Genomic DNA, 16,958 nt, shown 5'->3' on the forward strand with positions numbered 1-16,958 from the left:
TAATTCTATTCGTCAAAACACTAAAATATACAATAAAATCATAATTTTTATATTTTAGCTATTTAAATTTTATATAAAACAATGTATCATTTTTTTAAAATTACTTAACATAATATTGAATTAACAAGTAAAAAATATACTAAAAAATACCGTTATTTATACCATTGATAAAATTTTTTTGTTAATATAATATTGCAGTATTAATAATAATTCTTAAGAGGTAAAAGGTTTATTTATGAATTTTTTGGAAATAGAATTAAATAAAGATAAAAAAATAATAAGTGAAGATTTTAAATATAGAAAAAGGCTAATAGTTGTATTTATAATATCAATATTAGTTGCTGCATTATTATTAATAAGGCTTTTCTATTTACAAATAATACAAAATGAACATTATGACAGTTTAGCTAGGAATAATAAAGAGCAAATAATACCTATAGATGCCTACAGAGGCGAAATTTATGATAGAAATGGTGTTATAGTAGCAGAAAATATCAAAACATACACAATGTATATGATCCCTGTTTATTTACCTAAAAATTATTTTGAAAGAGAAGAATTATTATACAGAGTATCTAAAGTATTTAATATAGATTTAGGACATATAAAATCAAGTTTGGAAAAAGTTTCAAAAAATAGCTATGAATCGGTAGAAATATCAGAAAATATATCAATGTCTCAAATGAGTTATTTGGCTGAAAGATCTGAAGAATATCCGGGAGTATATTATGGAAGTAAATCTATAAGACATTATCCTCTTGGCGAAACTATGACGCATGTATTAGGATATATAGGCAACATATCTCAGGAAGAGTTTGAAAGAAAGCAGGCAGAGGGATACAGAAGAAACAGTGTTATAGGTAAAGAAGGTGTTGAACAGTTCTATGATAAAGAGCTTAGAGGTATAGATGGTTATGAACAGTGGATAGTAGACTCAAGAAACAGAGTAAAAGAGACTATAACACCTGCCATAGGAAAACCAATACCCGGAAAAAAACTCATATTAAGTATAGATTCTAAAATTCAGAAAGATGCAGAAGATTTAATAAAAGGACAAGTAGGAACTATAATAGTATCAAAACCTACAACAGGTGAAATATTGGCTATGGTAAGCTCTCCTTGGTATGATCCTAACATCTTTATAGGTAAAATAGACAGGCAGAAATATGCTGAACTTATAAATAATCCTGCTAATCCATTCTGGAATAAAGCCATAAGAGGAAGATATCCTCCGGGTTCAACATTCAAATTGGTAACTGCTGTAGGAGCATTAAATGAAAAAAGAATAGGAGTTAATACAACAAGATTCTGCGGCGGCGGTATGCTTCTTGAAAATAGATTCTACAGATGCACAGGTCAGCATGGCTATGTAAATATGTATAAAGCCATACAATATTCATGCAATACATATTTTTATAACTTAGCTTATGAATTAGGACCTAATTTCATTAAAAGATATGCTGAAATGTTAGGATTCGGCGATATTACAGGCATAGATTTACCGGGAGAAAAAGTCGGAGTTGTACCTAGTGCAGATTGGAAGAGAAGAAAAATCGGAGAATATTGGTGGGATGGAGACACTATTCAGTATGTTATGGGACAAGGTTATATGTCTGCTACACCTATAGCAGTTCATATGTCTACTTCTGCTATAATTAATGACGGAGTAATGTACAGACCTCATGTTGTTAAGGAAATAAGAAGTTCTCAGACAGATGAAGTTATATACAATAATGATAAAGTAATAATCAAAAAATTGGATATAGATAAGAATATATTTACAGTAGTAAAAGAAGGTATGAGAATGGCTGTAACAGGAGGTACTGCTAGAAATGGTGCTTGGTCTCCTGATATTAAATTAGCAGCTAAAACAGGTACTGCTCAAAATGCTCAGGGTAAAGACCATACTTGGGTTACAATATTCGGTCCTTATAATCCTAGACCTACTGACGATATGATAGCAGTTACAGTTATGCTTGAACATAGCGGCGGCGGCGGCGGTACTACTGCAGGTCCTATAGCTACAGCAATGCTTCGTTCTATATTAGGAGGCGAAAACGCTTTAGAAGCTAAAAATGTTATATATGCTAGAATGCAGTATATATATCAGCAGATAAGACTTGCAAGAGAACAAATGAGAGCAGCTCAGGAAAACGGAGAAACTTTAGAAAATATTGAGGGAGAACAGCAAAAAGAAGAAAAAACTCAAGAAGATGAGAGGATAAAATATGAGTGATAAAAAAGAGTTAAAAAAACTATTTGTCTTCGATTGGAAAATATTAGCAGCTGTAATGTTTTTAATGACAGCAGGGGCTATTGCGGTATATTCATCAACATACTCCCCTGAATCAGGAAAAACAAGCTGGATGTTTTTAAAGTTTATATTCTTCTGTGCAACAGGTATAGTATTAATATTCATTAGTATGTTTATAAACTATACTAAATTAGCAGAACATAGAATGTCATTATATATACCAATGCTTGGAATATTAATATTAGTTTTAATACCTGGTGTCGGAACTACTGTAAACGGCAGCAGCAGTTGGTTATTCGGTATGCAGCCTTCAGAGTTCGGAAAAATAGTTGTTATCATATTCTTAGCTGGTTATTTGGATCAAATAGGAGATAAAATAAAAGAAATAAAATATTTTGCTTTAGCAGGGCTATTTATTTCTATACCTATAGGTTTAGTATTGCTTCAGCCGGATTTAGGTACTGTACTTGTATACTGTTTTATAGTATTCATAATGCTTTTTGTGGGAGGGGTTCCTACAAGATATATTATAGCTTTGATAAGTATAGGAGTTATAGGACTTTCTATACCTATGTTTCTTGAATATAAAAGAATGTCAGATGATATAGACAACATGCTCTTTAATTTCTTTTCACAAAGAATATATATAGGATATTTAGCCGGAATATTTTTATTTGTATCAATACTCCTTATTACATTAAATTTCTATATGAACAGTAAATATGTAAGTTTATTATCATTCACTTTCTTTGTATTATTTTTATGTATGGGAGCAGCTCTTATATTTGATATAGGATTAAAAGAATATCAAAAACAAAGATTATTGGTATTTATGAATCCGCAATTAACCAGATTAAGCTCGGGTTATAATATTATTCAATCCCTTATAGCTGTGGGAAGCGGAGGATTATTAGGAGAAGGTTTTTTAAATGGAAGTCAGTCCCAATTAAATTTCATTCCTCAGCAAGTAAATGACTTTATATTTTCTAATATATGCGAGGAATGGGGCTTTATAGGAAGTTCTTTGGTGGTTTTGGCTTATGCTGTTATATTTATAAGGGGTACAATGGCTGCATATTATGCTAAAGACAGACTTGGTGCCTTGATAGTATCAGGCGTAATAGCTATGTTTTTATGTCATGTTATCATTAATATAGGAATGGTTGTAGGAATGATGCCTATTACAGGGTTAACTTTGCCTTTTATAAGCAGCGGAGGTTCATCTATATGGACTTTCTGTATATCAATAGGATTAATATTTAATGTAGAAGCAAGAAGGTATGTTCATTAAAAGTTGTTAGTATGAAAAATAATATTTTAACAGAAAAAATTTTAATAGCAGATTCTAATATAGATTATGCTAAATTTATTCAAAATTTTTTGAAAGAATCCGGATATTTATCATATATAGCATTATCTTATAAAGAAGCTGTTAATATATCCTACGATAAAATACCTGATTGTATACTAGTGGATTATATGCTTCCCAATGCCGGAGCATGCCGCCTTTCTCAGCATATAAAAAATGACAATATACTTAAAAACACAACTATACTTTTTCTAACAGCAACTAACAGTAAATCAGAATTTCTTAAAGCCTATGAATGCGGAGCAGACGGATTTTTTCCAAAATCAATAGACACAGATATTTTACTGTCAAAAATAAAGTCATATATAAGATTAAAAAAAGCTATAGAATCTAATATAATGTATATGAATATGTTAAAACAGGATATAGAATATGCATCAAAATTACAGAAATCTATACTTTCCTATGGAAATACCTCAATACCTAAAAATGACATATCTATTTTTCACTATGCCCCTAATGAAGTATCAGGAGATTACAGCGGTATAAAAAGTATCAATGATGGCTGGTATGCTATACTTTTGGCAGATGTATCTGGGCATGGTGTAGCAGCTAGTATGCTTACAATACTAATAAAATCTTTTTTTGATTCACATATAATAACTAATTGCTGCAATACATCTCCTGCTAACTTTATAAAGGAACTAAACAATTTTTTTATAGAAGAAAATTTTGATAAGAGCTTATTTGCTTCTGTATTTTATGCTATATATAATAATACTACAGGAGATTTTATATGCTCATCTGGAGGATCGCCTAAACCTATATATTGTTCTAAAGATTCAGCCATAAATATTGATATAGAAGGTCCATTGGTTGGAATGTCTGAGGACAGTGATTATAAAGAAGCTCATATAAAAATGAACCATAATGATATATTATTTATATTTACAGATGGTGCCTATGAAATATTTGATACAGAAGGAAAAATGTTTGGAGATGAAGAATTAAAGAATATATTTATAAAAAATTCACATAAAGATGTTAATGTAATAAAAGACAATATAATAAAAGAATTAAAATCATTTTCAAATAATGTATTATCAGATGATATAAGCATGATAATTCTAAGAAGAACTAATTGATAAAAATACAAATCAAACATTATTCATTAATATAATACAAAAAAAATTCACAATAATTGTAATTTTTTGTAAAAAAACAAAAATTTATTTACATATTTATTTGACATGTAAAAATATTTTTCTATACTAGGTTAATAAATAGAGTATAGGAGTATTTATATGAACAATGAAGTAAAAGTAACACACACTCTTGCAGATCCGGCACCTTTTGGTTTATTCGGGCTTGCAGTAATAACATTCGTAGCTTCCACGCAAAAATTGGGACTTACATCAGGTTTTCCGGGACTTATTCCTTGGGCTATATTTCTTGGCTGTATAACACAATTTGTTGCTGCTATTATTGACTTCAAAAAAGACAATGTTTTCGGAGCTACTGTTTTCGGTTCTTTCGGATTATTCTGGATAGCTGTAGCTTTCATTTGGCTTACTACTTTAGGAGTATTCGGTGAAGAAATGAAAAGCTCTATTGACATGAAACAATTCGGAGTTGTATGTATAGCTTATCTATTCCTTGTAGGTCCTTTAACTTTCGGTGCTGCTGAAGCTCATAAAGTTTTATTCTTAATATTCGTTGCTGTAGATGTTCTATTAGTAGCTATGGCATTAAATTATTTAGGAATAGCTGTTAAAGAAACTCAGATTGTTGCTGGTATATCTGAGCTTGCGGCAGGATTATTGGGTTTCTATGGTGCTGCTGCTGGTGTATTAAATAAAAATTTAGGAAGAGTTGTACTGCCTGTAGGAAAACCTTTAGGAATATTTAAAAAACAAGCTTAAAATTATTGATGATTAAATATAGGGGACTATATTAAAATATAGCCCCTTTTTTATTAAAAAAATAAAAAATAATTTTTAATGCTTAAAATAAAAAAAATATGATAACTAAATATTTTATTATTACGATAATAATTATGATAACAAAATATTAGTTGACATATTATTGTTTTTTCTATATGATGTTATTATATATTTATCTATTGCAATAAGGTGATTAAAGGTTATGAAATTAAAAATAGGAATTTTAACTATAGTAAACTTAATAGCATTTATAGCACTATTATATATGTTTGATATATTCGGTGTAGTTAATTATTATACTTTAATGCGTAATAAAATAGCACCAAATGTACCAGGATTCTTAACAAGATTCACTCAAAAACCAAGAGTAGAAGATATGACTCTTTTGGCAAGAGAAGATCTAAATAAAATGAGAGAATCATTCAATTTAAGAGAAAAAGATTTACAGGCTCAGGAATCTTTAATAGCAAGCAGAGCAATAGAATTAAATACTCAGTCTGAATTAATAGAACAGGATAGACAAAATCTTTTAAATGCTTGGTCTAATTATCAGGCTACTATGGACGAATCTTCTCAATATCAATTAGTATTAACAGATTTAGCAAATAAAATTAACAGCATGCCTCCTCAAAACTCTGTGGCATTACTTAATCAGTTGGCTGCTAATGGCTCTGATGATTTAATTATAGATGTATTATTAGAAATGGATTCTATAGCTGCTGCTGAAGGCAGAAACAGTACAACTTCTTATCTTTTAAGTTTAATGGATCCAAATGTAGCTGCTAGAATATTAGAAAAATATGAAGCAAGATCTAATCCGGGAAATAATACAGTGCCTTCTTCACCTAATGACTTCCCTAATTATTTACCTGATGGGATGAATAATGATGCTATGCTTAATGAAGGCATAATGGACATGGGGACATAAAAGTTTAATGATTAAAAAATAATAAGCTATTCTTAAATATTTTTAGGAATAGCTTTTTATTTTAATGTATTTAATAAATTTAATTGCAATTAGAAAGCATTATAAAATATTGAAAAAGATTAACTTATAAAAAATATATTTAAATCTTTCTTAACTATAAAGTAAGATTTATTAATTTTTTATATTAATGTTTAGAATTCATTTTAGTTTATTTCTTTAATTTAAATTACAGATATATGAATATTAAAATGATAATTTTCTACTTTATTATATTTACATTTTATGTTATTATTAAGTTTTAATAAAAAACATTCTACATGATATTAGATTTTTAAGGAGTTTATTACTAATGGGAGCAATGGACTTAGTATTTAAATTAATATTCGGCTCTAAAGAACAAAATGATGCTAAAATATTAAAACCTATAGCAGAAAAAACACTAACATTTGAAGAAGAAATAAAGAAATTAAGCAATGAAGAACTTACAAATAAAACAAAAGAATTCAGGGAAAGAGTAGAAAAACATATAGGCTGCAAAACAGAGGAATTAGATTTAAGCAAAGAAGAAAATAAGAAAAAACTTCAAGATATATTAGATGCAATATTACCAGAGGCATTTGCTGTAGTACGCGAAGCTAGTATAAGAACTACAGGAATGAGACACTTTGATGTTCAGGTAATGGGAGGAGCTGTACTCCATCAGGGAAGAATAGCTGAGATGAAAACAGGTGAAGGTAAAACACTTGTTGCTACTCTTGCGGTGTATCTTAATGCTTTAACAGGACTTGGAGTGCATGTAGTTACGGTTAATGATTATCTTGCTAAAAGGGACGCTGAGTGGATGACTCCTATATATTCTATGCTTGGAATAAGTGTTGGAATACTTGATAATACTAGACCTCATTCCCCAGAAAGAAGAGCTGTTTATAACTGTGATGTTGTTTACGGTACTAATAATGAGTTTGGATTCGATTATTTAAGAGACAATATGGTTACAAGAAAAGAGGATAAAGTTCAGAGGAAATTCTATTTTGCAATAGTGGACGAGGTAGACAGTATCTTAATAGATGAAGCTAGAACTCCTCTTATAATATCAGGACCAGCTGAGAAAAACATAAAAATGTATTATGAAATTGACAAAATAATACCTATGCTTAAACAGGCTGAAGTTGATGAGAGAATGCGTGAGGTTGCGGGAACAGGTGATTATGTACTTGATGAAAAAGATAAAAATGTATATCTTACAGAAGAAGGCGTACATAAAGTAGAAAAACTCCTTAATGTAGAAAACTTGTACGGTGCTCAAAGCAGTACAATAGTTCACCATGTTAATCAGGCTTTAAAGGCTCATAAAGTATTCAAAAAAGATGTTGATTATATGGTTACAGACGGAGAAGTTTTGATTGTAGATGAGTTTACAGGGCGTGTTCTTGAAGGAAGAAGATACAGCGATGGACTTCACCAAGCAATAGAAGCTAAAGAAAAAGTTGCTATACAAAATGAATCCCAAACCTATGCTACGATTACATTCCAAAACTATTTTAGAATGTATCCTAAACTTTCTGGTATGACAGGTACTGCAGAAACAGAAGCAGAAGAGTTTTATAAAATATATAAATTGGATGTAGCAGTTATACCTACTAATAAACCTATAGCAAGACAGGATTTATCAGATAAAATATACAGAACTAAAAAGGCAAAATTTGAAGCGTTAGCAAAATATATAAAAGAACTTCAGGAAGCCGGAAAGCCTGCTCTTGTTGGTACTGTATCAGTGGAGATGAACGAAGAGCTTTCTAAAGTATTCAAAAGGCATAAAATTAATCATGAAGTATTAAATGCTAAAAACCACTCAAGAGAGGCTCAAATAATAGCACAGGCTGGAGAACCGGGAGCTGTTACTCTTGCTACAAACATGGCAGGACGCGGTACGGATATTGTACTTGGAGGAAACCCTGTTGCCAAAGGTGTAGCTGAAATAGAACAGGTGCTTGTACTTATGAAAGACAAAGCATTTAAAGAAAGAGATCCTTACAAAAAAGAAGAATTAACAAAAAAAGTTAAAGCAATAGACCTTTATAAAGAGGCATTTGTAAGGAGTGTTATTTCTGGAAAAATAGATGAAGCTAAAGAATTGGCTCAAAAAAATAATGCCGATGAAATGATAGAAAAAATTGACAGAATTATTCAAATAAATGAAAAATCTAAAGCAGACAAAGAAAAAGTGCTTGCAGCAGGCGGTTTGCATGTTATAGGAAGCGAAAGACATGAGGCAAGGAGAATTGACAATCAGCTTAGAGGAAGAAGCGGAAGACAGGGAGATCCGGGACTTAGCGTATTTTTCTTATCGCTTGAAGATGATTTGATGCGTTTATTTGGAGGAGAGAGAGTGTCAAGAATGATGCTTGCTATGGGAATGGGTGAAGAAGAAGAACTTGGTCATAAATGGCTTAATAAATCCATAGAAAATGCTCAGAGAAAAGTAGAAGGCAGAAACTTTGATATAAGAAAGCATTTGCTTGAGTATGATGATGTTATGAATCAGCAGCGTATGGCAGTTTATGGAGAGAGAGATTATATACTTTATTCTGATGATATATCTCCTAGGGTAGAAGAAATCATAGCTGAAGTAACAGAAGATACTATTAAAGATATAAGCGACAATAAAAAACATGTTGATCCTTTGGAAGTAACTAAATGGTTTAACAGTTATTTAATATCAATAGATGAAGATGCAGCAAATAAAGCTGTAGAAGGCGGTGTTGATAATGCTGTGAAAAATCTTACTAATTTACTTTTAGAAGCATATAGAAAAAAATCTTTGGAAGTAAATGAAAAAATATTCAGAGAAGTAGAAAAAAACATATTCCTATCAATAATAGATAACAGATGGAAAGATCATTTATTTGCTATGGATAGTTTAAGAGAAGGTATAGGTTTAAGAGGATATGCTGAAAAAAATCCGCTTACTGAATATAAGCTTGAAGGCTATAAAATGTTTGTAGCTACTATGAATGTAATACATAATGAGCTTGTAAACTTAATTATGAGAGTTCGTATTATACCTAATTCATTTGATGCTATGGAGAGAGAAAGTGCTTTTGATGGAGGAGTTGAAGAGAAAAGCAGTGCTAGTGCTATGAATGGAAACAATACTCAAAACATACAAAGCAAAGTAAAAACTGCTCAGGCTAATGTAAAAATGACTCAGAAAATAGGAAGAAATGATCCTTGTCCTTGCGGAAGCGGAAAAAAATACAAGCATTGTCATGGAAAGGATAATGTGCAGTGAGTAAAAGAAACAAATAATTAATGCAAAAATAAAAGGTATATATAATTAATTTTATATATACCTTTTATCTTATACTAGATATTCAATTTAAATAAGTTATAAGAAAAATCATTAATAAATAAATTATGACAATAATATTTATATTAATGCATCTATATATGTTTTTTTCTTTAATAGAATATGATTAATCATTTATTATTAATATAGAATATTATAAAGAATCATAAAAATGAGCAGAGAAATTAAATAATTTTATTTCCCTGCCCAAAAAATCAATAAAATAGCTTATTTTTATAATATAAGGTTTTACTATTGTTTTGATAATTTCTCATTAAATACAACATTATTATTTTGTCCGTCTTTTATAGTAATAAATATAGTATTTAGACTATTACCAAAATTCATATCATAAACATAACCTGTATATTTTGCAGATTTAACCGTAAAATATGTCCCAGCAGATTCAGAATTAAGAGTTAAAGTTTCATCAATAGGAGTATTTCCAGTAACTTTAACAGTTAAATTATTACTATCCTTATCAGTAATTTCTACAGCAACATTCTGAGCCTCATTTTGATAAATACCTTTTCTGCTTTTAAATTTGGTACTTCCTGAAGAGCCATAAGGAGAACTACATGAAAATAAAAACAAAGCTATTAATAATAAAATAATTTTTTTATACATTTTATTCATCCTAACATTATATAGTATATATATTATATAAAAAATATAGTTTTTGTAAATAGTAATTTTTAATAAAAAGTGCAGAGAGTTTTTAATTCCCTCCACACTAATTTTATTAATTATTATAAACTACTCTCTATAGGCATCAAGTCCTAAACCAATTTCAGTATCAGCTGTACCAAGAGCACCTATATAGAATAAAACTTGACTTGTATTTACTCTATTATCAGTTTTACCATTCTCACTATATACATTAACACGTCCATATCTATCATCACCAGATTCTTCTGGTACTTCATATATAGCCGTAAATTGCTGACTTAGAGAATCATCAAATCTAGCAAGTCTATATTTATAAGTTTCTTTATGGTCTGCTGTAAACAAATTATAAACCATATATGATAATGTAAACTCACTTCCATCTGCACTAAATTCATATTTTACATCATAAATTGTTTGTGCTAAAAAGAAATAATACTTACTTTCACTATTAGTAAATGTAAGACCTGCAACTCTGTCTGTAAATATAGGACCATAATCTATGAAGTCTGGATCTAATGAAGTACCATTAAATGATATAGAGTCTTTATTATTAACTTTTATTAATGATACTGTTACAGTTTCATTAGGATCTGTAATATTTTCATATATAGCCTTATACTTAGAAGTTATAGTTTTAACTTTATATGTTTTTTCTTCTCTAGCACTATCATTATTATATGTTTCTACTACAACTTTTATATCAGGTACATTTACATCTGTTCCAGTACCATTTTCAAATGTATATGTATATAATTTAAGACTAAGACCACCGTAATTACCAGATTTCCATAAATCTAAATCTAATTGATTTTTGCTGTCAACCATATATCCAGAATAATTACGGTATTTAAATCCGCTTGAATTATTAGATTTAATTATATTTATATTATCTTTAAAAGTTTTCTGGTCTTCTTCTGAAGCAGGTTCTGTAGAGGATGAACTCAAAGGTCTGTAAGGAGAATAACCCTGACCTGTAGGAGTAGGCTGTGCCATAGTAGGATATCCATGATCTGAAGGCATATATTTAGTAGGAGCATTCACAAACTCAGTTTTATAATGATCATATAAAATAACAGAGCCACTTGCTGTTACATAACCTATAGGATCATATTCATAAAATGCTTTATCCCCATATTTTTCTACAGCCTCAAATGCAATCGGCACTTCATCTCCTGCTATACTTTTTGTAGCTGTAATAGCTCCGAAAGCAAATATAAACTTAGAATAAGTATCTACTGCTATCAGATATTGTTTTAATTCGGCCACAGAAGCATTTCCATGTATAGAATAAAAATTAAATCTATCCATTCTTCCAGCTAAATATCCTAAACTGCTGTAGAGAGGGTTATTAGCAGTATATCTATAAACTTTTAAATCAGTAATATCAACATTTCCTACTATACTTCCAGCATAAGTTTCCCCATCTTTACCTTCATAATAATCAGCTGCTATACTATTCCAATCAGCTCCTCCTGATATCCAATTTCTAGTATTATCATTAAAGAAATTATATATAGGAAGCTTATTCTTTTGGAAACTAGCTTTAAATAACCAGCTCTTAAAATTATCAGCAGGGAACTGATAATTAGGATCATTATATTCTTCAGGAATTTTAAAAGGATCGTTCTCAGCAGGAACTTCATCAGGAAGTTTTTCAGGAGCTGTATCTGGTATGCTTGTTTCACTACTGCTTTTATTAGCACTTCTATTATAATAATACATAGGATTAAAGAAATGCCCTCCGCATGACATCATAAAAACAGATATTATTATTAAAAATAATAAATAACTCTTTTTCATACATTTTCCTTAAATTAAATTTTTAGCAAAAAAGCGGGGAGAGTTTTTTAATTCCCTCACCGATTGATTTTTTAATTATAAACTGTTTACCTAATTACTCTATAAGCTTTAATACCAAGACCAAAATCTGAATCAGCACTTCCAAGACCATTTATAATACCACCTTGCGTACTAGAAACTATAGTATTGTCATTACCATCCTTATTCAATTTTAACCTTTTATAAGGAGTCAATTGTGTCCACCAATCTAAATCATGATATATACCAGTGTAATTCATAGAAATATCATTATCTAAACGCACTAATTTGTAAGTATGTCTAACTATACTAAACAAATATTTAAATTGCAATGTAAGAGAAGTACCATCTTCATTAAATGTATATATTATATACCCATCTTTGAATACAGCTCCTCTAACTCTGTCTGGGAATATAGGACCATTATCTACAAATGAAGAGGCTATTATTCCAACTACAGTATCATTTTGAACTAAATTTCCGCTGTAATTTATTCCTAATGATATAGTTCCTCCATTACCTGTATAACTAGCTGATTTATCATTAGCTTGAGTTAAATTATAACTTGTTGTTTTAGTAGCTTCTGGTTTATTCCAAGTTTCTTCTTTAATTTCTAGAGTTTTACCTCCTTCTGAAAAAGTGTAAGTTTTCAATATCAAACTTCTTACATCAGGACTATAACTATCATCTAATGGATAAGAAGAAGTCCATTGAGAAGTATCTCTGTATTTAAATATTTTAGAAGAAACATAATCTGTAAATCCTCCGTTTATTTCAACATAATCCTGTCTTTCTTTTTTATTGTAATAATATCTAGGATTAAAGAAATTCCCTCCGCAAGAACTTAATAATAATATTGCCCAAAAGCAATAAATGATAAATATTAGTATTTTTTTCATATATAACTCAAATATAAAAAGCAGAGAAATATTTTACATTTCTACTGCTTAATTATTTTATATTAACTATTTTAAGGTTGCACTATATTACCAATCATCTCAAGCCCCAAATTAGAAGTAGGATCATCAGTAGATAAATCTATTCCATGTAAAGTCATACTAGAGCGTATAACAGTACCTATTTCATCAGGCCCCGGATTTGAAGTTCCGCTTCCATTTCTCAATACAACTCTTGTATAAGCTCCCATACTACCATCTGGAGTACTTTCATACTTAGCTGTCCAAGTATTTTCAGCATCAGAATCAAATCGTGCTAACTTATTTTCATATTTATATTCTTTTCCATCATAATTATAAGTTAAAGTAAATGAAGTACCGTCAGCATTAAACTTATATACTATTTTTTCAATAGTTCCGCCAAACATAGTTCCAATAATACCTGGAATATAAGTATTACCTGCTGGTAAATATTTACTATTATATTCAAATCTAGCATTTCTTACTCTATCCACAAATATTGGTCCGTAATCTTGGAAATTTTCATCTAATATATTTCCGTCTACAGAAATTGTCTTTTTGCTGTTACTTTCTGTAATTTTTACATATAAAGAAGAACCATCTGCATTTGTATATACAGCTTGCTCTGATGATGTAATTTTACTTAAAGAATAATCCTTACTGATATTTATACTGCTGCTTTGAAATTCCTTCTGTGAAACTGTTATTTTTTCACCATTATCACTTATACTGTAAGTATATAATATAAGACTCTTTCCTGCATATCCTGAATTAATCCAATCTTCTAAATTAATCTGTGTTTTACTGCTAGGAGAAGTAGCCTCGTATCCGCTGTAATCACGCCATTGATATACTTTTTCATTTAAAGTTTTAATATCATCTTTATATTTTTGCTGATCATCTTCACCTGCTTCTGCATCAGACATAACATAATAAGGTGAATGTCCTTTTCCTGATGAAGTATGAGTAGCCATAGAAGAATACCCATGAACTTTAGGAGCGTATTCAGTAGGAGCGAGTACAAACTCCTGTTGATAATCTGGATATAAAACAACAGAACCATCTGATTCTACATAACCTATAGGATCATATTCATAAAAATCATAATCACCATGTTTTTCTATAGCTTCAAATTCTGAAGGTATTTTATTTCAAAATTAGTAATGGTATTTATTCGGATATGGATAAAATTACTAATTTTATCAATATCCGAATAAATACCATTACTAATTTTATCAATATCCGAATAAATGCCATTACTAATTTTATTTATATCCGAATAAATACCATTACTAATTTTATCCATATCCGAATAAATACCATTACTAATTTTATCCATATCCGAATAAATACCATTACTAATTTTATCAATATCCGAATAAATGCCATTACTAATTTTATTTATATCCGAATAAATACCATTACTAATTTTATCCATATCCGAATAAATACCATTACTAATTTTATCTATATTAGAATATATATTATTAGTTATATTAATTAATTTTTTGTTTTCAGATATTAACAAATTTAATAAATCATTTTTATATGAATTTTTTTTCAATATTTTTTCACTATCTAAGGCATTTTTTATCCACTTTAATGATCTTTCTATTTCTAAATTCAATTTCTTATTTATTTCATTAAAATCAAGATATAAAAAGTTGTATATATTACTTTCTAAAATTTTAGTGTCAGATATTAATCTTTCAGATATATTTAGTAACTCTAATATAGTTTTTATTCTATAAAGTTGTGAAGAATAATAATCATCCCTTATACATACAAATGGCTTATTAAATATTACTGAAAAACATATGCCATGAAACCCATCTGTAATTATGAATGATGCATTATTCACTAATGATAACCATTCTTCAGGAGATTCTTTAAATGTAGTGTATATTATTTTCTTATTTAATTTATTTGCTATATTGTTTGTAGCTTCAATATGTTCTACTTTGTAATAATATGCTAGTATATAATCTTTTTCTAGAATTTTATTTTCAGTATTTTCTATTAATTTAATATATTCTGTTTTATCAATTAAAAAAACAGGATCCAATATAAATTCTGCTTTTAAATTTAAATTTTCATTAATAAAATTTGCACATTCTTTTTCTCTTACTGATAAGTAATCAAATTGTGAAAGATAGTGATTTATTAACAGTCTTTTTTTAGTATTTTCATTATCTATTAAATTGTCATTATCATCTCCATAAGATGTTGCAATAGCAATTTTCTTTTTATCATTATCTACAAAATCTAAAAAATATCTATATTTTTCAAGATTTGTTACTATTCCTTGTTTTTCCATTGTATATATATTCCATAATTGGTCAGAAGCTGTTATGAAAGTTGAACATTTGTCATTTGTTTTTTCATCTAATAGTTCTATATCATTATAATATTTTGATGCAAATTCTCTAGCAAAACCATTTATACACCAATCTACATTACAGCTATTTTCCATAGAATCTATAACTAAAATTGATAAATTAAATTTTTTTAGTAATTTATATAATGCATAATAAGTTAGTACTGCCCCATAATTACTTACGAACCATAATCCAATAAGACCAACATCATATTTATCATAAATATCATTTAATGACTTATTGTCAATATTTTGAAAAAAATATTTTCTATTTTCAGATTTTTTTATTTTTCCATATAATGCCCAATTTAATTGTTCATATTTTGTTTTTTTATATTCAGTTATATCCTTATATATACAGTCTTTTTTTATATTATTGAATGTACTTTTTCCTTTTTCTGTATTAATTAAAACTAAAGATACTCCTTTGTTATCATTATTTTCTACAGACCAGTAATCTCCTATAGTAATATCCCCAACTCTTTTATAATTTCTATATTTACATGTTATACATTGATCTTTAATAGAAATATGATTAAAAAATAATTTTAAATATATGCTTTCAAGTCCTTTTACTAAATATTCCCCATTTTTTAATTTTATATATATTTTATGATCTATATTCCAACCAAATTTCGATTTGTCTCTAAAACTTATATACTCAATATTTCTTATATCTTCATCATTAAATAATTCTTTTAAATATTTTTTCCATATTTTTTGTGCTGGTACACTATTACAAAGTATATCAATTGTAATTAAATTATCATATTTCTTATTTAGATAAAAATTTAAAGCTGATACCTGACATGGACATCCTGTGAATAGAACTTTCTTTTTTTCTTTAAGTAATTTTTTTATTTCTAGAAATGTATTATTTAAATTACTTTCTATATATTTTGATTTTCTTAATTTATCAAGATCTTTTTTATCATTAATTATGATATGTTCAACTTCAAGCCAGTCATTTGTAAAGCTAGCACCACATACATAACCATTGTTTTCTAATATGTAATTAGAAATAAGTGTAAATACTCCGCCAGATGAACTTTTCATTCTTATGTAATCATTAGCTCTTACATCATATATTTCTTGTTCATATTCTGTATTAAAATTATCATTTAAAGCATGGCATTGTTTTACACATATACCACAATTAGTGCATTTTTCCTTATCTATAGATGGATTATAAAATCCTTTTTCACTTTCTATCATATTAATTGCATTATGCGGACATATATGATAGCAAACTGAACATCCAGTACATTCACTTTTAGATAGTATATCAATATTATTATTTTTCATGATAAACTCTTAATATATAATTATTATTTATATTGCAAAATATAATTAAACAAATATTTTTCATATTTAAATATTGAAATTTATTAAAT

11 protein-coding genes and 1 pseudogene are annotated in these 16,958 nt (G+C 28.4%); 6 read left to right on the forward strand and 6 right to left on the reverse strand.

Annotated features, from left to right (window positions below; genetic code table 11):
- Window positions 1–235: 235 nt before the first annotated feature.
- From mrdA to secA, 6 genes are all read left to right on the forward strand, one after another.
- On the forward strand, window positions 236–2,236 hold the full coding sequence (mrdA, locus tag BFL38_RS01565; RefSeq protein ID WP_069725411.1) for a penicillin-binding protein 2: 2,001 nt from the start codon (window positions 236–238) through the stop codon (window positions 2,234–2,236).
- A complete protein-coding gene (locus BFL38_RS01570; RefSeq protein ID WP_069725412.1) occupies window positions 2,229–3,545 on the forward strand; it encodes an FtsW/RodA/SpoVE family cell cycle protein in 1,317 nt (438 codons plus the stop codon). Before mrdA ends, BFL38_RS01570 begins: the two co-directional genes overlap by 8 nt.
- Before the next feature lie 11 nt (window positions 3,546–3,556).
- Complete coding sequence (locus BFL38_RS01575) at window positions 3,557–4,708, forward strand: SpoIIE family protein phosphatase (protein ID WP_069725413.1); 1,152 nt, start codon at window positions 3,557–3,559, stop codon at window positions 4,706–4,708.
- Between the two features lie 159 nt (window positions 4,709–4,867).
- The gene (locus BFL38_RS01580; RefSeq protein WP_069725414.1) at window positions 4,868–5,485 is read left to right on the forward strand and encodes an acetate uptake transporter; all 618 of its coding nucleotides are present in this window, start codon (window positions 4,868–4,870) and stop codon (window positions 5,483–5,485) included.
- A gap of 223 nt (window positions 5,486–5,708) precedes the next feature.
- A complete protein-coding gene (locus BFL38_RS01585; protein WP_069725415.1) occupies window positions 5,709–6,434 on the forward strand; it encodes a periplasmic-type flagellar collar protein FlbB in 726 nt (241 codons plus the stop codon).
- A gap of 349 nt (window positions 6,435–6,783) precedes the next feature.
- Entirely contained in the window at window positions 6,784–9,726 is a 2,943-nt protein-coding gene (gene secA / locus BFL38_RS01590) for a preprotein translocase subunit SecA (RefSeq protein WP_069725416.1), read from the forward strand.
- 309 nt (window positions 9,727–10,035) lie between these two features.
- On the opposite strand, the gene BFL38_RS01595 is transcribed toward secA, so the two are convergent.
- The 6 genes and pseudogenes from BFL38_RS01595 to BFL38_RS01615 form a co-directional block, all read right to left on the reverse strand.
- A complete protein-coding gene (locus BFL38_RS01595; protein ID WP_069725417.1) occupies window positions 10,036–10,410 on the reverse strand; it encodes a hypothetical protein in 375 nt (124 codons plus the stop codon).
- Between the two features lie 129 nt (window positions 10,411–10,539).
- Window positions 10,540–12,252, reverse strand: coding sequence for a hypothetical protein (locus tag BFL38_RS01600; protein WP_069725418.1), 1,713 nt, complete (start codon window positions 12,250–12,252; stop codon window positions 10,540–10,542).
- A gap of 86 nt (window positions 12,253–12,338) precedes the next feature.
- Entirely contained in the window at window positions 12,339–13,169 is an 831-nt protein-coding gene (locus BFL38_RS01605) for a hypothetical protein (RefSeq protein WP_069725419.1), read from the reverse strand.
- A 71-nt stretch (window positions 13,170–13,240) separates the two neighbouring features.
- Window positions 13,241–14,161, reverse strand: coding sequence for a hypothetical protein (locus BFL38_RS01610; protein WP_069725420.1), 921 nt, complete (start codon window positions 14,159–14,161; stop codon window positions 13,241–13,243).
- A gap of 108 nt (window positions 14,162–14,269) precedes the next feature.
- Window positions 14,270–14,332 (reverse strand): annotated as a pseudogene (locus BFL38_RS15895) (hypothetical protein); the annotation flags it as partial.
- Entirely contained in the window at window positions 14,308–16,869 is a 2,562-nt protein-coding gene (locus tag BFL38_RS01615) for a polysaccharide pyruvyl transferase family protein (RefSeq protein WP_256097166.1), read from the reverse strand. The gene BFL38_RS01615 and the pseudogene BFL38_RS15895, both read right to left, overlap by 25 nt.
- Window positions 16,870–16,958: the final 89 nt, after the last annotated feature.

It is taken from the genome of Brachyspira hampsonii, from assembly GCF_001746205.1.
Classification (GTDB): domain Bacteria; phylum Spirochaetota; class Brachyspiria; order Brachyspirales; family Brachyspiraceae; genus Brachyspira; species Brachyspira hampsonii_B.